The organism is Serratia sp. Tan611 (genome assembly GCF_905188235.1).
Lineage (GTDB): Bacteria > Pseudomonadota > Gammaproteobacteria > Enterobacterales > Enterobacteriaceae > Serratia_B > Serratia_B rhizosphaerae.
In genome coordinates, this window is the sequence record NZ_LR994655.1 from 4388183 (window position 1) to 4410229 (window position 22047).

Below are 22047 nucleotides of genomic sequence, written 5' to 3' on the forward strand. Positions count from 1 at the left end.
TCAGGAGAAATGTCATGAGTAAGCTACTCGATCGCTTTCGCTACTTTAAGCAAAAAGGCGACACGTTTGCGGACGGCCACGGCCAGGTGATGGACAGCAACCGCGACTGGGAAGACAGTTACCGGCAGCGCTGGCAATTCGATAAAATCGTCCGCTCTACCCACGGGGTCAACTGCACCGGCTCCTGCAGCTGGAAGATCTATGTCAAAAACGGCCTGGTTACCTGGGAAACCCAGCAGACCGATTACCCGCGCACCCGCCCCGATATGCCCAACCACGAACCACGCGGCTGCCCGCGCGGCGCCAGTTACTCCTGGTATCTCTACAGCGCTAACCGCCTGAAGTATCCGCTGGTGCGCAAGCGCCTGATTGAACTGTGGCGTGAAGCCCTGCAGCAGCACGGCGATCCGGTCGCCGCCTGGGATGCCATCCAGAGCGATCCGCAAAAAACCGCCGGCTACAAACAGGTACGCGGCCACGGCGGTTTTGTACGTTCCAACTGGCGCGAGCTGAATCAGCTGATTGCCGCGGCCAACGTCTGGACCATCAAACACTACGGCCCGGATCGCGTGGCCGGCTTCTCGCCGATCCCGGCGATGTCGATGGTCTCCTACGCCGCTGGCACCCGCTATCTGTCGCTGATCGGCGGCACCTGCCTGAGTTTTTACGACTGGTACTGCGACCTGCCGCCGGCCTCGCCGATGACCTGGGGCGAACAGACCGACGTGCCGGAATCCGCCGACTGGTACAATTCCAGCTACCTGATCGCCTGGGGCTCGAACGTACCGCAGACCCGCACGCCGGACGCGCACTTCTTTACCGAAGTACGTTACAAAGGCGCCAAAACCATTGCCATCACGCCCGACTACTCCGAAGTGGCGAAGCTGTGCGACCAGTGGCTGTCGCCCAAGCAGGGCACCGACAGCGCGCTCGCCATGGCGATGGGACACGTGATTTTAAAAGCCTTCCACCTGGATAACCCCAGCGACTATTTCCTCAACTACTGCCGGCGCTACACCGATATGCCGATGCTGGTGATACTGGAAGCGCGCGAAGACGGCAGCTACGTGCCGGGCCGCATGCTGCGCGCCGCCGATCTGGTCGGCAACCTGGGGGAAAGCAACAACCCGGAATGGAAAACGGTGGCGTTCAGCCAGACGGGCGAACCGGTGGCGCCCAATGGTTCCATCGGTTTCCGCTGGGGCGAAAAAGGCAAATGGAACCTGGAACCGCTGGCGGCCGGCGCAGAAACGGAGCTGCGGCTTTCCCTGCTGGGCGAGCACGATGAGGTGGCCGGCGTCGCCTTCCCTTACTTCGGCGGCAATGAGAACCCGCACTTTCGCAGCGTGCCGCAGACGCCGGTGCTGGTGCATCAGCTGCCGGTCAAACGCCTGACGCTGGCCGATGGCGGCGAAGCGCGGGTCGCCTGCGTGTACGATCTGCTGCTGGCCAACTACGGCCTGGACCGCGGACTGGACGACCCCCACTGCGCGCAGGATTTCTCAGAGATCAAAGCCTATACCCCGGCCTGGGCCGAGCAGATCACCGGCGTGCCGCAGCAGCATATTGAGCGTATCGCCCGGGAGTTCGCCGATAACGCGCATAAAACCCACGGCCGCTCGATGATTATTCTCGGCGCCGGGGTCAATCACTGGTACCACATGGACATGAACTACCGCGGCATGATCAATATGCTGGTGTTCTGCGGCTGTGTGGGACAAAGCGGCGGCGGCTGGGCGCACTATGTCGGCCAGGAGAAGCTGCGGCCGCAGACCGGCTGGCTGCCGCTGGCGTTCGCGCTGGACTGGAACCGCCCGCCGCGGCAGATGAACAGCACTTCCTTCTTCTACAACCACGCCAGCCAGTGGCGCTACGAAAAACTCACCGCCCAGGAGCTGCTCTCCCCGCTGGCCGATGCCGGCCGCTTCAGCGGCCACCTGATTGACTTTAACGTGCGCGCCGAGCGCATGGGCTGGCTGCCCTCCTCCCCGCAGCTCAACCTGAACCCGCTGCGCATCAGGGCGCAGGCCGACGCCGCAGGCATTTCCCCGATCGATTACACCGTGCAGGCGCTGAAAACCGGCGATATCCGTTTCGCCTGTGAACAACCGGACAGCGGCGGCAATCACCCGCGCAACCTGTTTGTCTGGCGCTCCAACCTGCTGGGCTCCTCCGGCAAGGGCCATGAATATATGCTGAAGTACCTGCTCGGCACCGACAGCGGCATTCAGGGCGAGGCGCTGGGTGAAACGGACGAGGTGAAGCCGGAAGAGGTCGAGTGGCAGCAGGCGGCCATTGAAGGCAAGCTGGATCTGCTGGTCACCCTCGATTTCCGCATGTCCAGCACCTGTCTGTTCTCCGATATTGTGCTGCCGACCGCCACCTGGTATGAAAAGGACGATATGAATACCTCGGATATGCATCCGTTTATTCACCCGCTGTCCGCCGCGGTCGACCCCGCCTGGGAATCAAAAAGCGACTGGGAAATTTATAAGGGCATCGCCAAGGCGTTTTCCGAGACCTGCGTCGGTCACCTGGGACAGGAAACCGATGTGGTGCTGCAGCCGCTGCAGCACGACTCGCCGGCGGAGCTGGCGCAGCCGTTCGACATCCAGGACTGGCGCCACCATGAGTGCGATTTGATCCCCGGCAAAACCGCGCCGAATATCGTAGCGGTAGAACGCGACTACCCCGCCACCTATGAGCGCTTTACCTCCCTCGGCCCGCTGATGGATAAGCTGGGCAACGGCGGCAAGGGCATCAGTTGGGAAACGCAGAACGAGGTGGCGTTCCTCGGCAAGCTCAATTACACCAAAACTACCGGGCCGGCCAAGGGGCGACCGCTGATCGACAGCGCGCTCGACGCCTCAGAGGTGATCCTGACGCTGGCGCCGGAAACCAACGGCCAGGTGGCGGTGAAAGCCTGGCAGGCGCTCGGCGAGTTTACCGGCCGCGACCACACCCACCTGGCGCGCAATAAGGAAGAGGAGAAGATCCGCTTTCGCGATATTCAGGCGCAGCCGCGCAAAATCATCTCCAGCCCGACCTGGTCAGGGCTGGAGAGCGAACACGTTTCGTATAACGCCGGCTATACCAACGTCCATGAGCTGATCCCGTGGCGCACGCTGTCCGGCCGCCAGCAGCTGTATCAGGATCATCCGTGGATGCGCGCCTTCGGCGAAAGCCTGGTGGCCTACCGTCCGCCGATCGATACCCGGAGCGTCAGCAAAATGCGCGCCGTGCCGCCCAACGGCTTCCCGGAAAAAGCGCTGAACTTCCTGACGCCGCACCAGAAATGGGGCATCCACTCCACCTACAGTGAAAACCTGCTGATGCTGACGCTGTCGCGCGGCGGGCCGATCGTCTGGCTGAGCGAAGCCGACGCCCGCGAGCTGGGCATAGAGGATAACGACTGGATCGAGGCCTTCAACGCCAACGGCGCACTGACCGCCCGCGCGGTGGTCAGCCAGCGCGTGCCGCCCGGCATGACCATGATGTACCACGCCCAGGAGCGCATCATGAATATCCCCGGCTCCGAGGTAACCGGCATGCGCGGCGGCATCCACAACTCCGTCACCCGCGTCTGCCCCAAACCCACCCATATGATCGGCGGCTACGCCCAGTTGGCCTACGGCTTTAACTACTACGGCACCGTCGGCTCGAACCGCGACGAATTCATCATGATCCGCAAGATGAAAAACGTTAACTGGCTGGATGATGAAGGTCACGATCAGGTACAGGAGCCGAAAAAATGAAAATACGTTCGCAAGTGGGCATGGTGCTCAACCTCGATAAATGCATCGGCTGCCATACCTGTTCGGTCACCTGTAAAAACGTCTGGACCGGGCGCGAAGGGATGGAGTACGCGTGGTTCAACAATGTGGAGACCAAGCCGGGCATCGGCTACCCGAAAAACTGGGAGGATCAGGACACCTGGCAAGGCGGCTGGATCCGCAAGATCAACGGCAAACTGGAGCCGCGCCTCGGCAGCCGCGTCGGCGTGCTGTCCAAGATCTTCGCCAACCCTAACCTGCCCGGCATCGACGACTATTACGAACCTTTCACCTACGACTATCAACATCTACACAGCGCGCCGGAAAGCAAGCATCAGCCCACCGCCCGGCCGCGTTCCCTGATCAGCGGCCAGCGCATGGACAAAATCGAGTGGGGCCCCAACTGGGAGGAGCTGCTCGGCGGCGAGTTTGAGAAACGAGCCCGCGATAAAAACTTTGAAGCAATGCAGAAGGAGATGTACGGCGAGTTTGAAAACACCTTCATGATGTACCTGCCGCGCCTGTGCGAGCACTGCCTCAACCCCAGCTGCGTCGCCACCTGCCCGAGCGGCGCGATCTACAAGCGGGAAGAGGACGGCATCGTCCTGATCGACCAGGATAAGTGCCGCGGCTGGCGGCTGTGCATCAGCGGCTGTCCGTACAAGAAAATCTACTTCAACTGGAAAAGCGGCAAATCGGAGAAGTGCATCTTCTGCTATCCGCGCATTGAGTCCGGCCAGCCGACCGTCTGTTCGGAAACCTGCGTCGGCCGCATCCGCTATCTGGGCGTGCTGCTGTATGACGCGGACCGTATCGAGGAGGCCGCCAGCACCGAACATGAAACCGATCTGTATGAGCGCCAGTGTGAGGTATTTCTCGATCCGCACGATCCGGCGGTGATCGAAGAGGCGCTGAAACAGGGGATCCCGCAAAACGTCATCGAGGCGGCGCAAAAATCGCCGGTGTACAAAATGGCGATGGACTGGAAACTGGCGCTGCCGCTGCACCCGGAGTACCGCACGCTGCCGATGGTGTGGTACGTGCCGCCGCTGTCGCCGATTCAGTCAGTGGCCGACGCCGGCGCGCTGCCGCACAACGGCAATATTTTGCCGGCGGTAGAAAGCCTGCGCATCCCGGTGCAGTATCTGGCCAACCTGCTCAGCGCCGGTGATACCGGCCCGGTGCTGCGTGCGCTGAAGCGCATGATGGCGATGCGCCACTACAAACGCTCGCAAACCGTGGAAGGCGTGACGGACACCCGCGCGCTGGAAGAGGTCGGCCTCAGCGTCGAACAGGTGGAGGAGATGTACCGCTATCTGGCGATCGCCAACTATGAGGATCGCTTTGTGATCCCCACCAGCCACCGGGAAATGGCCGAAGACGCCTTCCCGGAACGCAACGGCTGCGGCTTTACCTTCGGCGACGGCTGCCACGGCTCCGACACCAAGTTCAACCTGTTCAACAGCAGCCGCATTGACGCCATCAACATCACCGAAGTGCAGGACAAGGCGGAGGGCAAGTGATGCAAATCCTGAAAGTCATTGGCCTGCTGATCGACTACCCGGACGACGATCTGTGGGCCTGCGCCGACGAGGTGCTGCCGCTGGTCGAGCAACAGGCGCCCGAACTGCTGCCGTTTACCCGCACGCTGTTTAGCGCCCCGCTGCTGGACCGGCAGGCGGAATGGTGCGAGATTTTCGACCGCGGGCGCGCCACCTCGCTGCTGCTGTTTGAGCACGTGCACGCCGAGTCCCGCGACCGCGGCCAGGCGATGGTGGAACTGATGGGGCAGTATCAGCAGCAGGGTCTGCAGCTGGCCTGCCGGGAACTGCCGGACTATCTGCCTCTCTACCTGGAATACCTCAGCATTCTGCCCCCCGCGCAGGCGCGGGAAGGGTTGCAGAACGTAGCGCCGATTCTGGCGCTGCTCGGCGCCCGGCTGAAGCAGCGCGGCGCGGCGTGGCAGCCGCTGTTTGACGCGCTGCTGACCCTGGCCGACAGTCCGCTGCGCAGCGATAACGCCAGCCGACAGGCGGCAGCGGAAACGCGCGACGACACGCCGCAGGCGATGGACGCCGTGTGGGAGGAAGAACAGGTGAAATTTATCGACGACAACAGCGCCGCCTGCGACAGTTCGCCGCAGCAGAGTTACCAGCGGCGCTTTAGCCAGGACGTCGCGCCGCAGTATGTCGACGTCGGTTCAGGAGGCCCGAAATGATCCCGTTTCTGAACGTCTTCTTTTACGATATCTACCCCTACCTGTGCGGTACGGTCTTTTTGCTCGGCAGCTGGCTGCGTTACGACTACGGGCAATACACCTGGCGCGCCGGCTCCAGCCAGATGCTGGACAAACGCGGTATGCGTCTGGCCTCCAATCTGTTTCATATCGGCATTCTGGGGATTTTTTTCGGCCACCTGTTCGGCATGCTGACGCCGCACTGGATGTACGCCTGGTTCCTGCCGATCGCCGTCAAACAGCAGCTGGCGATGGTGCTGGGCGGCGTGTGTGGCGTATTGACGCTGGTCGGCGGCATGATGCTGCTGGTGCGCCGGCTGTTTAATCCGCGCATCCGCGCCACCTCCAGCACCGCCGATATTCTGATCCTCAGCATTCTGCTGATTCAGTGCCTGCTGGGATTGTCCACCATTCCCTTCTCCGCCCAGCATATGGACGGCAGCGAAATGCTGAAGCTGGTGGGCTGGGCGCAGGCGGTGGTCACCTTCCAGGGCGGCGCCTCGGCGCATCTGGACGGCGTCGCGCCGATCTTCCGCATCCATCTGGTGCTCGGCATGACCATCTTTCTGCTGTTTCCGTTCACCCGTCTGGTGCACGTCTGGAGTGCGCCGGTGGAGTACTTCACCCGCCGCTATCAGGTGGTGCGCTCGCGCCGCTAGCGCCGGCGGCGTGACAAAAGCAAACGGGCTGACGCAATGCGCCAGCCCGTTTGTTTGAAGAGGAGTGGAGTTGACCGGTAAGCCGGGTTCTGTCGTGGACAGTCATTCCTCTAGGCCAGCAATCGCTCACTGGCTCAAGCAGCCTACCCGGGTTCAGTACGGGCCGTACCATGTGAACCCCTATTTGGCCTTGCTCCGGGTGGAGTTTACCGTGCCACGAACTGTTGCCAGCCGCGCGGTGCGCTCTTACCGCACCCTTTCACCCTTACCTGATCCCGCTTGCGCGGGCCATCGGCGGTTTGCTCTCTGTTGCACTAGTCGTAGGCTTGCGCCCCCCAGGCGTTACCTGGCACCCTGCCCTATGGAGCCCGGACTTTCCTCCCCTCCACCTGTCTCCCCAATGAGGACGGCAGTGAAGCGGCGACTGTCTGGTCAACTCCGGCGCGGAGTATACGCCTCAAGGCACAACAGTGTAAACCTTCTTATATTCGGCCCATCACAGGGCCTCGCCCCTTCGGGGCCGCTGCAAGCAGCGTTCAAATCGGTTCCTGACCGATTTGTCACCCTTCCTGTTGCTCGAGCGCGTATTTATACAACGCATTCTTCTTCACGCCGTGGATTTCCGCCGCCAGCGCCGCCGCTTTCTTCAGCGGCAGCTCCTTGTGCAGCAGCGCCAGCGTACGCAGCGCCTCCGGCGGCAGCGCATCGTCCTGCGCCTTATGCCCTTCGACGATCAGCACCATCTCACCGCGCCGGCGCACCTCGTCTTCCTGCACCCAGGCCAGCAGCTCGCCGACCGGCGCGCCGTAAATCGACTCCCAGGTTTTGGTCAGTTCACGCGCCAGCACCACGTAGCGATCCGGCCCCCACACCGTCACCATATCCTGCAGGCTGTCCAGCAGGCGGTGGGTGGATTCATAGAAAATCAGCGTGCGAGGTTCCTCTGCCAGCGCGAGCAGCGTATCCTTACGTCCCTTGGTTTTCGCCGGCAGGAAGCCTTCGTAACAGAAACGGTCTGAAGCGACGCCGGCGGCGCACAGCGCGGTCGTGGCGGCGCAGGCGCCCGGCAGCGGCACCACGCGGATGCCCGCTTCGCGGCAGCGCCGCACCAGGTGATAGCCGGGATCGTTGATCAGCGGCGTCCCGGCATCGGAAACCAGGGCTATACTTTGACCTTCCTGCAGCTTCGCCAGCAGTTGGTCAGCTTTTTGCTGTTCATTATGGTCGTGCAGGGCAAACAACCGCGCGTTAATCGCGAAGTGTTGCAGCAGCAATCCGGTATGGCGCGTGTCTTCCGCCGCGATCAGATCAACGCTTTCCAGCACCGCTAACGCGCGTTGGGTGATATCCCCCAAATTGCCGATCGGGGTGGGCACCACGTACAGCGTTGATGCAGAAATGACTGATTGTTGGTGTTGATTCATTGTTTCATCCGGATTGCCGATTTAATATTGAGCATCTTGAAAAAAACATCACTGGATACAGTATGCTTTCCTCAAAATTCGTTCGTACCAAAGCAGGGCGTTTTATGCCTGTTATCGTGGCCACCCTGCTGCTTGCAGGCTGCCCAGGCCAGGCTCCGCAGACTCCGCCCGCCAATATTCAGGACGAGGCGAGCGCCAGCTCCGATTACTATCTGCAGCAAATGCAGCAGAGCAGCGATAATAACAAGGCTGACTGGCAATTACTTGCTATTCGCGCATTGTTGCGCGAAGGGAAGCTGCCGCAGGCTAACCAACAGCTGAGCGCGCTGCCACAGAACCTGAGCGGCGAACGGCAGACGGAGCGCCAGTTGCTGAACGCCGAGCTGCAAATCGCGGGCAAAAACCTCAGCGCCGCACGCAACACGCTGAACGGCATCGACAACAACACGCTGTCGCCGAACCAGCGCGTACGCTTCTATCAGGCGCAGATCGCCGCCAACCAGGGCAAGGCCTCACTGCCGCTGATCCGCGCCTATATCGCGCAGGAGCCGCTGCTGAACGACAAGGCGCACCAGGATAACCTGGACCAGACCTGGAAGACTCTACTGGGCCTGACGCCGCAGGATATGAACAGCCTGGTGATCAACGCCGACGAAAACGTGCTGCAGGGCTGGCTGGATTTGCTGCGCGTCTATCAGGAGAACCGTCAGGATCCGGAGATGCTGAAAGCCGGCATCAAGGACTGGCAGAACCGCTATCCGCAAAACCCGGCCGCCAAGTCGCTGCCGACCCAACTGAACCAGGCGCTGAACCTTACCCAGGCGTCCACCTCCAACATCGCCCTGCTGTTGCCGATGAACGGCCAGGCGAAGGTATTTGCCGACGCCATCCAGCAAGGCTTTGAAGCGGCGAAGAACGGCACCGCCGGCGCCCCGGCTCCAGCGCAGCCACAGCCGCAAGCGCAGCCGGCCGGTGGCAGCGCAGAGCAGCCGGTGACGGCGCCTGACGCGCAGTCCGGCGATCTTAACGCCAACGGCGCGGTGAGCACCTCCGCGCCGGCGGAAGAAGCCGCCGCCGCCGCGCCAATCAGCGCCGCGCAGCCAAGCGCCCCGGCCGCAACGCCGGCGCCGGCACAGCCGCAGATGAGCAACGCGCAGATTAAAGTGTATGACACCTCCAGCCAGCCGCTGTCCGCCCTGCTGACGCAGGCGCAGCAGGACGGCGCGACCCTGGTGGTCGGCCCGCTGCTGAAGAACAACGTCGATCAGTTGGCCAGCACCAGCACTTCGCTGAACGTGCTGGCGCTCAACCAGCCGGAAACGCCGCAGGACAGCCCGAACGTCTGCTACTTCGCCCTGTCGCCGGAAGATGAGGCGCGCGACGCCGCCCGCCATATCTGGACGCAGCAGAAGCGTCAGCCGCTGCTGCTGGTTCCGCACGGTTCGTTCGGCAGCCGCGTCGCCAAAGCCTTTGCCGAAGAGTGGCAGAAACAGGGCGGCGGCACCGTGCTGCAGCAGAACATCGGCTCCGTGAATGAACTGCGTCAGTCGGTGCGCTCCGGCATCCGCCTGTCCGGCACCCCGGTGGCCGCCAGCGCTCCGGCGCAGCAGTCGGTCACCGTTGCCGGCCTGACCATCCCGGCGCCGCCGAGCGATATCCCGGCCGCCACCGGCGGCCGAGTCGACGCGGTTTATATCGTCGCCAACCGCTCGCAGCTGACGCTGATCAAGCCAATGATCGATATGAATATCAGCGGTCGCGGCAAGCCGACGCTGTACGCCAGCTCACGCAGCTATCAGGCCGGTTCCGGCCCGGACTTCCGTCTGGAAATGGAAGGCCTGCAGTTCAGCGATATCCCGATGCTGGCCGGCGCCAACCCGCAGCTGATGCGACAGGCCGCCGCCAAGTTCCGCAACGACTACTCCCTGATGCGTCTGTACGCCATGGGCGTGGACGCCTGGCAACTGGCGAACCACTTCTCCGAAATGCGTCAGCTGCCGGGGTTCCAGCTGTCCGGCGCCACCGGCGCGCTGACCGCATCGTCTAACTGCGTGATCAACAGGAAGCTGCCTTGGCTGCAATATCGTCAGGGTCAGATCGTTCCGGCCTCCTGAGCCAACGCACCAAGGGGGCGGGCTATGAAGTACAGGCCCGCCGCTACCTGGAACGCGCCGGGCTCGCCTTCGTCGCCGCCAACGTGGCGGTGCGCGGCGGCGAGCTCGATCTGATTATGCGCGACGGCCAGACCTGGGTGTTCGTGGAGGTCCGCTACCGGCGCAACGCCACCTTTGGCGATGCCGCCGCCAGCGTCACCTATCGCAAACAACAGCGCCTGCTGCGCGCCGCCGCCGTCTGGCTGGCGGGGCGAGGCGCCAGTTTCGACACATCGCCTTGCCGTTTTGACGTTTTGGCCTTCACCGGCAGCCAGTTAGAATGGATACCCAATGCCTTCAATGCGGATTAAGCGTCTGCCGCAGGGCATAGCCGATGAGATAAGTTCTACGTTGCCGGTGCAGCCGGCCTGGATAATGACAACGTGTTAGAAAGAATCAAAACCTGTTTTACCGAAAGCATTCAGACCCAGATCGCGGCGGCGGAAGCGCTGCCGGACGCCATTTCCCGGGCGGCGATGACGCTGGTGCAGTCGCTGCTCAACGGCAATAAGATCCTGTGCTGCGGCAACGGCACCTCCGCCGCCAATGCCCAGCATTTTGCGGCGAGCATGATTAATCGCTTCGAAACCGAACGGCCCAGCCTGCCGGCGATCGCCCTGAACGCGGACAATGTGGTGCTGACCGCCATCACCAACGATCGGTTGCATGATGAAGTGTATGCCAAGCAGGTGCGCGCGCTCGGACAGACCGGCGACGTGCTGCTGGCTATTTCCACCCGCGGCAATAGCCGTGATATTGTGAAGGCCGTTGAAGCCGCCGTCACCCGCGATATGACCATCGTGGCGCTGACAGGGTACGACGGCGGGGAGCTGGCCGGTTTGCTGGGTCAGCAGGACGTAGAAATCCGCATTCCGTCACACCGCAGTTCACGAATTCAGGAAATGCATATGCTGACGGTAAACTGCCTATGCGACCTGATTGATAATACGCTGTTTCCCCACCAGGACGATTGATTAAGGAGTTCGAATGAAGCTTCATACTGTTTACGCCGTGCTGCTAGGCGCTCTGATGCTGCAAGGCTGCGTGCCGGCAGTGGTGGTCGGCAGCGCGGCGGTGGCGACTAAAACCGCGACCGATCCGCGCACTATCGGCACACAGGTTGACGACGGCACGCTGGAAGCGCGGGTCGAAAACGCAATGAGTAAAGACCAGCAACTGAAGAAAGACGCCCGCGTGGTGGCTACCGCCTATCAGGGCAAAGTGCTGCTGACCGGCCAGGCGCCAAATTCTGACCTGTCCGCCCGCGCCAAACAGATCGCCATGGGCGTGGAAGGCGCCACCGAGGTGTATAACGAAATCCGTCAGGGCACGCCGGTCAGCCTGAGCACCGCCTCAGCGGATACCTGGATCACCACGAAGGTTCGCTCGCAGATCCTGACCAGCGACACGGTGAAATCCTCTAACGTGAAAGTGACTACCGAGAACGGCGAAGTGTTCCTGCTCGGCCTGGTGACCGAACAGGAAGGGCAATCGGCGGCGCAGATCGCCAGCCAGGTGAGCGGCGTCAAACACGTCACCACCGCCTTTACCTATGTGAAGTAATGCTCCACGGGGTGAGGCGCCCGCCTCGCCCCGTCTTTTCTCTTTTTAATCCAGCTTATTGGCCCGCAGGAAGCTCTCGCCGCCCAGCTGTCGCATCTGGCGCAAAATCCACTGCTGACGCTGTATCACGTACGCCGACGGCGCATCGGCCTTGAAACGGTGCGGGTTCGGCAATACCGCCGCCAGCAACGCCGCTTCGGACGCGCTGAGACGCCGGGCCGGCTTATTGAAATAGCGCTGTGACGCCTCTTCAACGCCAAACACGCCGTCGCCCAACTCTACAATGTTGAGGTACACCGTCAGAATGCGTCGTTTGCTCCACACCAGCTCAATGCCGCCGGTCAGCCCGGCTTCCAGCCCTTTGCGCAGCCAGCTGCGCCCGTCCCACAGGAACAGATTTTTCGCCGTCTGCTGCGACAGGGTCGATGCGCCGCGGATGCGCGCCGGACGCCGCTCGTTATGGTCCAGCGCCTTCTCAATGGCGGCGACGTCAAACCCCCAGTGCTGCGGGAATTTTTGATCCTCGGCGGCCATCACCGCCAACGCCATATTGGGCGATATCTCACTCATCGCCACCCAGTCTGAGTGCGCCACATAGCCAAAATCGCCGCGCAGCCAGGCGCTGGCCTGCCGTTCCAGCATCACGGCGGAAAACGGCACCGGCAGGAACGCAAACAGCACAATGCCGGCCAGCCACAGGCCGAGCAGCGTCAGTACCCCGCGTTTCAGCCAGCGCCAGGGAAGAGATAACAGCGATCTGCGCGCCGCCTTTCTTCTCATTCGGTCAGATCCAGTACGCGTGACACCAGCTTATCAATTCCGCTGGCCGCTTCGCCGATCGACTGCGCCAGCATATACGCCGGCGTCGTCACCACTTTGTTTTCGCCGTCGACCACAATATCGTCAACCGGACAAATCACCGGTTCTCCGCCCATGGTATCAATCACTTCCCCGAGATCGGGATCGTTACCAATGGTCAGCCTGACCTGCTGGTCGAGCAGCTTCGGCAACAGCGCGGGCGCAATACACATAAAACCAATTGGTTTATGTGCCTTATGCATTTCGCGGGTCAATATTGCCAAATCCTCATCCACCTCGCACTCGGTGCCCTGCGCCGCAAAGCTGCTCAGATTCTTGGCTGCGCCGAAACCGCCCGGCACGATCAACGCATCCAACAGCTCGGCGCGCGCGGCAGAAAGCGGTTGCACATGGCCTCTGGTTATCCGCGCCGACTCCGCCAGAACATTACGCTGCTCGCCGGTCTCTTCCCCAGATAAATGATTAATTACATGCAGTTGGGGACGATCCGGCGCAAAACATACCGCCTGCGCCCCGGCGCGATCCAGAGCCAGCAGCGTCAGCACCGCCTCATGAATCTCTGTACCGTCATAAACCCCACAGCCGCTGAGTACTACCCCAACCTGTTTCATCGCCGTTCTCCTCGCTAATATTGTCAATGACTTAGTGCGCCAAGTTGACAAACACTAATCTACATCACACATTTTAATGAATCTTCTAACAAGAGCGCTTACATTTGGTATGTTGTTGGCTGTATGATGTATAGGAATCCTCCTCGGAGGTTTCAGAATTTTCTACAACCTGCGCAAGCAGAAACTTAAAACCAATACGCAGGTTCACGTTTTCCCTGGTGTTGGCGCAATATTCGCGCACCCCGGCCTAGGTCGGGGTCATTTTTTTTCAGCATTCTTCACCCAGGCGCGCAGCATCGCGACGTCGTTCTGCCACTCCTGCTTCAGTTCATCCACCCAGTCCTGTACGTTATCCCACCACGCCGGCAGCGTTGGCGTCTGAATCTGCTGCGCCAGCTGTTGCAGATGACGCAGGCCGACCGAGCCAGCCGCACCTTTGATTTTATGCCCTTCCTCGGCGATGCCCTTCTGGTCACGCGCCGTCATGTTGGAATCCAGCACCGCCAGATAGCCTGGCATCATCTGCTCAAACATCTCCAGACTCTGGTGAATCAGCTGTGGCCCCACCAGCTCCATATACTGCTCCAGCATGGCGGTATCCAATAACGACTCGTTAATCTGCATCGCGTTGTGCTCCGTTTTCTTTGTGGCATGAGTAGGTTGATGATCCCAATAGTGCTGAATCATTTTGGTCAACGCCGGTACCGAGAGCGGTTTGCTCAATACATCGTCCATGCCCGCTTCAAGATACTCTTTTTTATCTTTCAGGACGTTGGCGGTCAGCGCAATCAGCGGCGGCAGCATCTGCCCGGCGTAGCGTTCGCGCAGCTCACGGGCGATATCCAGTCCAGACATATCCGGCAGTTGGATATCCAGCAGCACCAGGTCGAATTCATCCGGATCGAACATGGCCAGCGCATCATGGCCGTTCATCGCCACCTCTACGCTGTTGCCCAGTTTTTCCAGCACCGAACGCGCCACGATCACGTTCAGCTCAATATCTTCCACCAGCAAAATATGCAGCGCCGGCAGCGGCAGCGCCTCTTCGCTCTCCGCTTCCGTCACTTCTTCCTCCAGCGCCGGCGCCTTGATGGTCAGCGTAAAGCAGGAGCCATGTCCCGGCTGGCTGCTGACGGTGATGTCGCCGCCCATGCTCTGCGCCAGACGTTTGGACACCGCCAGACCAATGCCGGTACCGGTTGCCGGCCGCCCGCCGCGCTGGTCCTTGACCTGATAATACATGGCGAAGATTTTGTCCTGCTCGTCCTGCGGGATGCCCATGCCGGAATCCGCTACGTCGAACACCAGTTTTTCCTGCCCTTCCCGTCGCACCCGCACCGTGATGTTTCCCTGCTGGGTAAACTTCACCGCATTACCGATCAGATTCCACAGAATCTGACGCAGGCGCGTACCGTCGGTAATGATTTTTTGCGGCAGCGGCGCATGCGGCTCCAACACGAAGCGCAGCCCCTTCGGCTGCGCCAGCAGGCCGGAGAGGTTTTCCAGATCCGCCAGGAAACCGGTGAAATCAACCGGCTGGTTGTCCAGCTGCACCTTGCGCCGCTCGATTTTATCCATCTCGATAATGTCGTTGAAAATGTTGCCGAGGGTAATCGCGCTGACGTGGATGGTTTTCAGGTAGTTCAGCTGTTCGTCGTTCAGTTCGGTATCCAGCAGGATACGACTGAGACCGACGATGCCGTTAAGCGGCGTACGCAGCTCGTGGCTGATGGTTGAGATAAAGGTGGTCTTATCCCTGCTGGCGTTCTCCAGCGCGTCCTGATAGCGCTTACGCTCGGTAATATCGCGTCCGAAGCCCATCAGCCCGTGGCGCTTGCCCACCCGATCGTAAAACGGCACCTTGCGCAGCTCAAAACAGGCCTTGCGGCCGTCCGGGTATACCAGCCACTGCTCATAGGTCAGCGAAACGTTGTGACGGAATACTTTCTCGTCGGTTTCAATCACTTTATCCGCAATATCCTGCTCATAGACGTCATTCGGCGTCAGACCGATCAGCTGTTTTTCGCTTTTGCCGGTCAGCAGCTCCATCGCCCGGTTGCAGCCGGAAAATTCTTTGTCTTCATTGCGGTAATACACCAAATCCGGCGAAGCATCGAGGAATGAACGCAGCAACGCGGACTGCTGGCCCAGCTCTATCTGCGCCAGTTCACGCTGTTCCATTTCCTCTTTCAGCTTATCCATCACCTGCAGACGCGCCTCTTCCGCCTTGATACGGTCGGCGATTTCCTGGTTGAGCTGGCTGATGTTGTCCTTCAACTGCTGGTTCAGCTTCAGGTCACGGTGGCGCATCTCCTCCAGTTTGTCGACCAGCCGCGCCAGCCGCTGACGCGACTCCTCCAGCTGCTCCACCACCACCGACAGGAAATAAACCGCCCACGGGGTGATCAGCAGGCCAAAGAAGATAGAGCGCACCACGTCGATGCTCTCGACCTCGCCACGCAGCAGCATGGTCACGGCCATCTGCACCACCATCGCCAGCACCACCAGTGCCGAAGCCAGCAGCAGCGAAAAGCGCACCAGCCCCAGCTTCACCATTAAATCAACGTAGTACTGGGCCAACACCCGGATTTGCTTCATGAACGGCTCCCTACAGACATATGGCTTAAATCATACCGCAAATCGTCCCGTAACAGAGATTACGTCGGCGGAAGTGTGGAAAAGGCGGCAAAACGGCGCTCAGGGGCGGTAACGGCAGGTGGGGCTCAGCGCCGAGCCCTGGCCGCCATGCTGCTGCAGATAGCCGCCGACCGCCTGCATGCCGCTCCAGCGGTTTTCGCACCATAATGGTGCCAGCAGCGTCGGGCGTCGCGCGCTGGCCGAAATACGGTGGAACACCACCTCGCGCGGCGTATGGCGGATCAGTTCACCGGCGCTGGCGGCGTACTCGTCCAGCGTCAGCGTCGTCAGCCGGCCGGCCTGCCAGGCGCGGGCCATAATACTGCCGCTGACGATATGCAGCGGATGCAGTTTGATGCCGTCCACGCCGCTGTCGACCACCGCCCGCAGCGTATCCAGATGGTCGGCCGGCGCCTCGCCCGGCAGGCCGACAATCAGGTGACAGCATACTTTCAGCCCCCGCTGCCGCGCCAGTCTGACGGTTTGCTGATAACAGCAGAAATCATGGCCCCGGTTGATGCGTTTCAGCGTTTTATCGTGCGCGCTCTGCAGCCCCAGCTCCAGCCAGACTTCATAGCCGGCCTCGCGGTAGCCAGCCAGCAGATCGAGCGCCGCAGCGGGCACGCAGTCCGGCCGGGTGCCGACGCACAGCCCCACCATCTCGCTCTGCGCCAGCGCCTGGCCGTAGAGCGTCTGCAGCCGCTCCACTTCGCCATAGGTGCTGGTATAGGCTTGAAAATACGCCAGATAACGCCTGGCGCGCTGCGTTTTATGCGCCTGCGCCGCCAGCTGTTCGGCAATGCTCTGCCGCTGCATCTGCTCATCGGCAAAAGACGCCACGTTGCAAAATGTGCAGCCGCCGCGCCCCAGCGAACCGTCACGGTTCGGGCAGCTGAAGCCGCCGTGCAGCGTCAGTTTATGGATCTTCTCCCCGTAGCGGCGCTGGAGGTCAGCGCCAAACATATTGACTAATTGCGGCAACTGCATATTCTGGATGGTTCTCTGTGTTCAAAGCCGCCGATGCTAATAAGAAACGGCTTTTCCCACGATGACAGAGATCAACGCTTTTTCTTAAAGGCTCGCCTTGGCATAACTATTCATTATAAACGCAAATAAAATCACCCAGCCCGCGATGAATTTTTCTAATTCCGTAGCAGTTATTTATCGCTATATGACAAGACGATGAAAAATAGTGATAAACATTGGAATACTCTTATACATCAGAACAATACTCTGATATTACCGCCCGCACTAGCATGGTGCAGAGATTCAAACCTTGCACTATAGTGAGACAGCTCACATTTCTTCCGGGGCGACGGTGCGCCTCCACGCCGGCAAATCCCCACAAAAATATAAATATTTCATATAGATAAATCACATTAACCGAATGTAAACGCGGTTTAAGCCCATATTTGACCTGCGTATTCTTTCTGGATTAAGTTGGAAGTCCGCTGGAAGCTTTCTGGACGGGCAAACGACTCGTCATATTTATGCAGTATTTAAAGACTCCCTCTTAAAACAAGTAGTCACCACTTGTGATAACCGTCACGAGAGGCCATTAACAGAGGGCGCAAAAGCAGACTGGATTATTCACCATCATGATGCTTTTCATGGGGGGATAAGCCGTCGGCGTTCGCCTGATGTTGGGAAGCCCCCTCGCAGTAGGTTGTGAGAGTCATGCAGAGCCTGGGGAGGTTCACTGATATGTTGTACGATAAATCCCAAGAGAGGGACAACTGTGGTTTCGGCCTGATCGCCCACATAGAAGGCGAACCTAGCCACAAGGTAGTGCGTACCGCGATCCACGCACTGGCCCGTATGCAACACCGTGGCGCCATCCTTGCCGACGGCAAGACCGGCGACGGCTGTGGCCTGTTATTGCAAAAGCCCGATCGCTTTTTCCGTATGGTTGCGGAAGAGCGCGGCTGGCGTTTAGCCAAAAACTATGCCGTCGGCATGATGTTCCTCAGTCAGAATGACGAGGAAGCCCGCGCCAGCCGCCGCATTGTTGAAGAAGAACTGCAAAACGAAACGCTGTCGGTCGTCGGCTGGCGCGAAGTGCCCACCAACCCGGACGTGCTGGGCGAGATCGCCCTGTCGTCGCTGCCGCGCATCGAACAGGTCTTTGTCAACGCTCCGGCCGGCTGGCGTCCGCGCGATCTGGAGCGCCGCCTGTTCGTTGCCCGTCGCCGCATTGAAAAACGCATTCAGGACGATAGCTTCTACGTCTGCAGTTTCTCTAATCTGGTGACGATCTACAAAGGCCTGTGCATGCCGGCAGATCTGCCGCGTTTTTATCTCGATCTGGCCGATCTGCGTCTGGAATCCGCCATTTGTCTGTTCCACCAACGCTTCTCCACCAATACCGTGCCGCGCTGGCCGCTGGCGCAACCGTTTCGCTACCTGGCGCACAACGGCGAGATCAACACCATTACCGGCAACCGCCAGTGGGCGCGCGCGCGAACCTATAAATTCCAGACGCCGCTGATTCCGGATCTGCACTCCGCCGCGCCGTTCATTAACGAAACCGGCTCTGATTCCAGCTCCATGGACAATATGCTGGAGCTGCTGCTGGCAGGCGGTATGGATATTATCCGCGCCATGCGCCTGCTGGTGCCGCCAGCCTGGCAGAATAACCCGGAGATGGACGGCGATCTGCGCGCCTTCTTCGACTTTAACTCCATGCATATGGAGCCGTGGGACGGCCCGGCGGGCATCGTCATGTCCGACGGCCGCTACGCTGCCTGTAACCTCGACCGTAATGGCCTGCGTCCGGCGCGCTATGTCATCACCAAGGATAAGCTGATCACCTGCGCCTCCGAAGTCGGCATCTGGGACTATCAGCCGGACGAAGTGGTGGAAAAAGGCCGCGTCGGTCCGGGCGAACTGATGGTCATCGACACCCGCAGCGGCCGCATCCTGCACTCGGCCGAGACCGATAACGATCTGAAAAGTCGCCATCCGTATAAAGAGTGGATGGAAAAGAACGTCAAGCGCCTGGTGCCGTTCGAAGACCTGCCGGAAGACCAGGTGGGCAGCCGTCAGCTGGACGACGTACAGCTGGAGACCTATCAGAAGCAATTCGGCTACAGCAGCGAAGAACTGGATCAGGTGATCCGCGTTCTGGGGGAGATAGGCCAGGAAGCGACCGGCTCCATGGGGGACGATACGCCGTTCGCCGTGCTCTCCAGCCGCCCGCGCATTATCTACGACTATTTCCGCCAGCAGTTCGCGCAGGTCACCAACCCGCCGATCGATCCGCTGCGTGAGGCTCACGTGATGTCGCTGGCCACCAATATCGGCCGCGAGATGAACGTTTTTAGCGAAGCGGAAGGTCAGGCGCACCGCCTGAGCTTCAAATCGCCGATTCTGCTGTATTCCGACTTCAAACAGCTCACCACGCTGGAAGGCGAATACTACCGCACCGATACGCTCGACCTGACCTTTGACCCGGGTGAACAGGATCTGGAGCAGAAAATCCGCACGCTGTGCGACGAAGCGGAACAGAAAGTACGCGACGGCGCCGTGCTGCTGGTTCTGTCCGACCGCGCTATCGCCCCGAACCGCCTGCCGCTACCGGCGCCGATGGCGGTCGGCGCGGTGCAGACGCGTCTGGTGGATAAAAACCTGCGCTGCGACGCCAACATCATCGTGGAAACGGCCAGCGCGCGCGATCCGCACCACTTCGCCGTACTGCTGGGCTTCGGCGCCACCGCCATCTACCCGTATCTGGCCTATGAAACCCTGGCCAAGCTGGTGGACAACCAGACCATCGACAAGAAATACCGCGATGTGATGCTGAACTACCGTAACGGCATCAACAAGGGGCTGTACAAGATCATGTCCAAAATGGGCATCTCGACCATTGCCTCTTACCGCTGCTCCAAACTGTTCGAGGCCGTCGGCCTGCACCGCGATCTGTCCGACCTCTGTTTCCAGGGCGTGGTCAGCCGCATCAACGGCGCCAGCTTCAGCGACTTCCAGCAGGATCTGCAGAACCTGTCCAAACGCGCCTGGCTGAAGCGTAAGCCGCTGGATCAGGGCGGCCTGCTGAAATTCGTCCACGGCGGCGAATACCACGCTTACAATCCGGACGTGGTTAACAGCCTGCAACAGGCGGTGCACAGCGGCGACTACGCCGACTACCAGCGCTACGCCAGTCTGGTTAACGAACGCCCGGTCGCCACGCTGCGCGACCTGCTGGCGATTAAACCGCAGGGCGAGCCGATCCCGGTCGATCAGGTGGAGCCGGCCGAAGCGCTGTTTACCCGCTTCGACACCGCGGCGATGTCGATCGGCGCTCTGAGCCCGGAAGCACACGAATCGCTGGCGGTAGCCATGAACGGCCTCGGCGGCTTCTCCAACTCCGGCGAAGGCGGCGAGGATCCGGCACGTTATGGCACCAACAAGGTATCGCGCATCAAGCAGGTGGCTTCCGGGCGCTTCGGCGTTACGCCGGCCTACCTGGTGAATGCCGATGTGATTCAGATTAAAGTCGCCCAGGGCGCCAAGCCGGGTGAAGGCGGCCAGCTGCCGGGTGATAAAGTCACGCCGTACATTGCCAAGCTGCGCTATTCGGTGCCGGGAGTGACGCTGATTTCGCCGCCGCCGCATCACGATATCTATTCCATTGAAGATTTGGCGCAGCTGATTTTCGACCTGAAACAGGTGAACCCGAAAGCGGTGATCTCGGTGAAGCTGGTTTCCGAACCGGGCGTGGGTACCATCGCCACCGGCGTCGCCAAAGCCTATGCCGACCTGATCACCATCGCCGGCTACGACGGCGGCACCGGCGCCAGCCCGCTGACCTCAGTGAAATATGCCGGCTGTCCGTGGGAGCTGGGCCTGGTGGAAACGCAACAGGCGCTGGTGGCCAACGGCCTGCGCCATAAAATCCGCCTGCAGGTGGACGGCGGCCTGAAAACCGGCGTCGATATCGTCAAGGCGGCGATTCTCGGCGCGGAAAGCTTCGGCTTCGGTACCGGGCCTATGGTGGCGCTGGGCTGCAAATACCTGCGTATTTGCCACCTGAACAACTGCGCGACCGGCGTCGCCACTCAGGATGAAAAACTGCGCCGCGATCACTATCACGGCCTGCCGGAACGCGTCACCAACTACTTCCATTTCATCGCGCGTGAAACCCGCGAGATTATGGCGCAGCTGGGCGTCAGCCAACTGGTGGATCTGATTGGCCGCACCGAGTTCCTCAGCGAACTGGACGGTATTTCCGCCAAGCAGAACAAACTGGACCTGTCGCCGCTGCTGCAGACCGCCACGCCGCATCCGGGCAAGGCGCAGTACTGCACCGAAGGCAGCAACCCGCCGTTCGACCACGGATTGCTGAACAAAGAGCTGCTGGCGCAGGCGCAGCCCTACATCGAAGAAAAACGCAGCAAAGCGTTCTACTTCGATATCCGTAACACCGACCGTTCCGTCGGCGCCAGCCTGTCCGGGGCGATCGCCAGCGTGCACGGCGATCAGGGCATGGCGGCCGATCCGATCAGGGCGCACTTCTCCGGCACTGCCGGCCAGAGCTTCGGCGTCTGGAACGCCGGCGGCGTAGAGCTGACCCTGACCGGCGATGCCAACGACTATGTCGGTAAAGGCATGGCCGGCGGCAGTATCGCGGTGCGGCCGCCGCTCGGCTCCGCCTTCCGCAGCCATGAGGCCAGCATTATCGGCAACACCTGCCTGTACGGCGCCACCGGCGGCAAGCTGTTCGCCGCGGGCCGCGCCGGCGAGCGTTTCGCCGTGCGTAACTCCGGCGCCATCACCGTGGTGGAAGGCATCGGCGACAACGGGTGTGAATATATGACCGGCGGTATCGTCTGCGTGCTGGGTAAAACCGGCATCAACTTCGGCGCCGGTATGACGGGCGGCTTCGCCTACGTGCTGGATGAAGACGGCGAATTCCGTAAACGCGTCAACCCGGAGCTGGTGGAAGTGCTGGAACTCGATCAGCTGGCGATTCACGAAGAACACCTGCGCGGCCTGATCACCGAGCACGTACAGGCGACCGGCTCTTCCCGTGCGGAAGAGATTCTGGCCAACTGGCCGACCTGGGTGCCGAAATTCGCGCTGGTCAAGCCAAAGTCCAGCGATGTGAAGGCGTTGTTGGGTCACCGTAGTCGTTCCGCAGCCGAGCTGCGGGTTCAGGCGCAGTAAGAGGTAG

At 60.7% G+C, this 22047-nt stretch carries 14 protein-coding genes and 1 other RNA gene; 9 read left to right on the forward strand and 6 right to left on the reverse strand.

Annotated elements, in window-relative coordinates; genetic code table 11:
- Positions 1–14: 14 nt before the first annotated feature.
- From TAN611_RS20665 to narI, 4 genes are read left to right on the forward strand one after another with little or no spacing between them, the layout of a single operon-like run.
- Positions 15–3755: a nitrate reductase subunit alpha gene (locus TAN611_RS20665; protein ID WP_105232730.1), complete on the forward strand. Its 3741-nt coding sequence runs from the start codon at positions 15–17 to the stop codon at positions 3753–3755.
- The gene (narH, locus tag TAN611_RS20670) at positions 3752–5296 is read left to right on the forward strand and encodes a nitrate reductase subunit beta (protein WP_105232731.1); all 1545 of its coding nucleotides are present in this window, start codon (positions 3752–3754) and stop codon (positions 5294–5296) included. Before TAN611_RS20665 ends, narH begins: the two co-directional genes overlap by 4 nt.
- Positions 5296–5991: a nitrate reductase molybdenum cofactor assembly chaperone gene (narW, locus tag TAN611_RS20675; protein WP_111736313.1), complete on the forward strand. Its 696-nt coding sequence runs from the start codon at positions 5296–5298 to the stop codon at positions 5989–5991. Before narH ends, narW begins: the two co-directional genes overlap by 1 nt.
- Entirely contained in the window at positions 5988–6668 is a 681-nt protein-coding gene (narI, locus tag TAN611_RS20680; RefSeq protein WP_105232733.1) for a respiratory nitrate reductase subunit gamma, read from the forward strand. Before narW ends, narI begins: the two co-directional genes overlap by 4 nt.
- A gap of 62 nt (positions 6669–6730) precedes the next feature.
- Here narI and rnpB read toward each other — a convergent pair.
- Positions 6731–7108: RNase P RNA component class A (gene rnpB / locus TAN611_RS20685), an RNA gene on the reverse strand.
- 120 nt (positions 7109–7228) lie between these two features.
- Positions 7229–8092: a 16S rRNA (cytidine(1402)-2'-O)-methyltransferase gene (gene rsmI, locus TAN611_RS20690; protein WP_105232734.1), complete on the reverse strand. Its 864-nt coding sequence runs from the start codon at positions 8090–8092 to the stop codon at positions 7229–7231.
- A gap of 62 nt (positions 8093–8154) precedes the next feature.
- Between rsmI and TAN611_RS20695 the strand changes: the two genes are divergently transcribed.
- The 4 genes from TAN611_RS20695 to dolP all read left to right on the forward strand — a co-directional run bounded on the left by TAN611_RS20695 (position 8155) and on the right by dolP (position 11808).
- Positions 8155–10206 (forward strand): penicillin-binding protein activator, encoded by a 2052-nt coding sequence (locus TAN611_RS20695; RefSeq protein ID WP_203066961.1) that lies wholly within the window; start codon positions 8155–8157, stop codon positions 10204–10206.
- A complete protein-coding gene (locus TAN611_RS20700; RefSeq protein WP_203067803.1) occupies positions 10203–10556 on the forward strand; it encodes a YraN family protein in 354 nt (117 codons plus the stop codon). The genes TAN611_RS20695 and TAN611_RS20700 overlap by 4 nt, the downstream gene beginning before the upstream one ends.
- Positions 10557–10628: 72 nt before the next feature.
- Complete coding sequence (diaA, locus tag TAN611_RS20705) at positions 10629–11219, forward strand: DnaA initiator-associating protein DiaA (protein WP_015961975.1); 591 nt, start codon at positions 10629–10631, stop codon at positions 11217–11219.
- Positions 11220–11232: 13 nt separating this feature from the next.
- Complete coding sequence (gene dolP / locus TAN611_RS20710) at positions 11233–11808, forward strand: division/outer membrane stress-associated lipid-binding lipoprotein (protein WP_105232737.1); 576 nt, start codon at positions 11233–11235, stop codon at positions 11806–11808.
- A 45-nt stretch (positions 11809–11853) separates the two neighbouring features.
- Here the strand turns inward: dolP and mtgA are convergent, their stop codons facing one another.
- The 4 genes from mtgA to TAN611_RS20730 all read right to left on the reverse strand — a co-directional run bounded on the left by mtgA (position 11854) and on the right by TAN611_RS20730 (position 16862).
- Positions 11854–12588: a monofunctional biosynthetic peptidoglycan transglycosylase gene (gene mtgA / locus TAN611_RS20715; protein ID WP_105232738.1), complete on the reverse strand. Its 735-nt coding sequence runs from the start codon at positions 12586–12588 to the stop codon at positions 11854–11856.
- Positions 12585–13238, reverse strand: a complete 654-nt coding sequence (elbB, locus tag TAN611_RS20720) for an isoprenoid biosynthesis glyoxalase ElbB (protein WP_203066962.1) — start codon at positions 13236–13238, stop codon at positions 12585–12587. Before elbB ends, mtgA begins: the two co-directional genes overlap by 4 nt.
- 258 nt (positions 13239–13496) lie before the next feature.
- Complete coding sequence (arcB, locus tag TAN611_RS20725) at positions 13497–15836, reverse strand: aerobic respiration two-component sensor histidine kinase ArcB (RefSeq protein WP_203066963.1); 2340 nt, start codon at positions 15834–15836, stop codon at positions 13497–13499.
- Between the two features lie 99 nt (positions 15837–15935).
- Positions 15936–16862: a TIGR01212 family radical SAM protein gene (locus TAN611_RS20730; protein ID WP_111736308.1), complete on the reverse strand. Its 927-nt coding sequence runs from the start codon at positions 16860–16862 to the stop codon at positions 15936–15938.
- A 717-nt stretch (positions 16863–17579) separates the two neighbouring features.
- Between TAN611_RS20730 and gltB the strand changes: the two genes are divergently transcribed.
- On the forward strand, positions 17580–22040 hold the full coding sequence (gene gltB / locus TAN611_RS20735; protein ID WP_203066964.1) for a glutamate synthase large subunit: 4461 nt from the start codon (positions 17580–17582) through the stop codon (positions 22038–22040).
- Positions 22041–22047: the final 7 nt, after the last annotated feature.

Bases quoted from the DNA above. Each gene is read 5' to 3' on its own strand.
- TAN611_RS20665 (WP_105232730.1), top strand. From the start codon at position 15: ATGAGTAAGCTACTCGATCGCTTTCGCTACTTTAAGCAAAAAGGCGAC.
- narH (WP_105232731.1), top strand. From the start codon at position 3,752: ATGAAAATACGTTCGCAAGTGGGCATGGTGCTCAACCTCGATAAATGC.
- narW (WP_111736313.1), top strand. From the start codon at position 5,296: ATGCAAATCCTGAAAGTCATTGGCCTGCTGATCGACTACCCGGACGAC.
- narI (WP_105232733.1), top strand. From the start codon at position 5,988: ATGATCCCGTTTCTGAACGTCTTCTTTTACGATATCTACCCCTACCTG.
- rsmI (WP_105232734.1), bottom strand. From the start codon at position 8,092: ATGAATCAACACCAACAATCAGTCATTTCTGCATCAACGCTGTACGTG.
- TAN611_RS20695 (WP_203066961.1), top strand. From the start codon at position 8,155: ATGCTTTCCTCAAAATTCGTTCGTACCAAAGCAGGGCGTTTTATGCCT.
- dolP (WP_105232737.1), top strand. From the start codon at position 11,233: ATGAAGCTTCATACTGTTTACGCCGTGCTGCTAGGCGCTCTGATGCTG.
- mtgA (WP_105232738.1), bottom strand. From the start codon at position 12,588: ATGAGAAGAAAGGCGGCGCGCAGATCGCTGTTATCTCTTCCCTGGCGC.
- elbB (WP_203066962.1), bottom strand. From the start codon at position 13,238: ATGAAACAGGTTGGGGTAGTACTCAGCGGCTGTGGGGTTTATGACGGT.
- arcB (WP_203066963.1), bottom strand. From the start codon at position 15,836: ATGAAGCAAATCCGGGTGTTGGCCCAGTACTACGTTGATTTAATGGTG.
- TAN611_RS20730 (WP_111736308.1), bottom strand. From the start codon at position 16,862: ATGCAGTTGCCGCAATTAGTCAATATGTTTGGCGCTGACCTCCAGCGC.
- gltB (WP_203066964.1), top strand. From the start codon at position 17,580: ATGTTGTACGATAAATCCCAAGAGAGGGACAACTGTGGTTTCGGCCTG.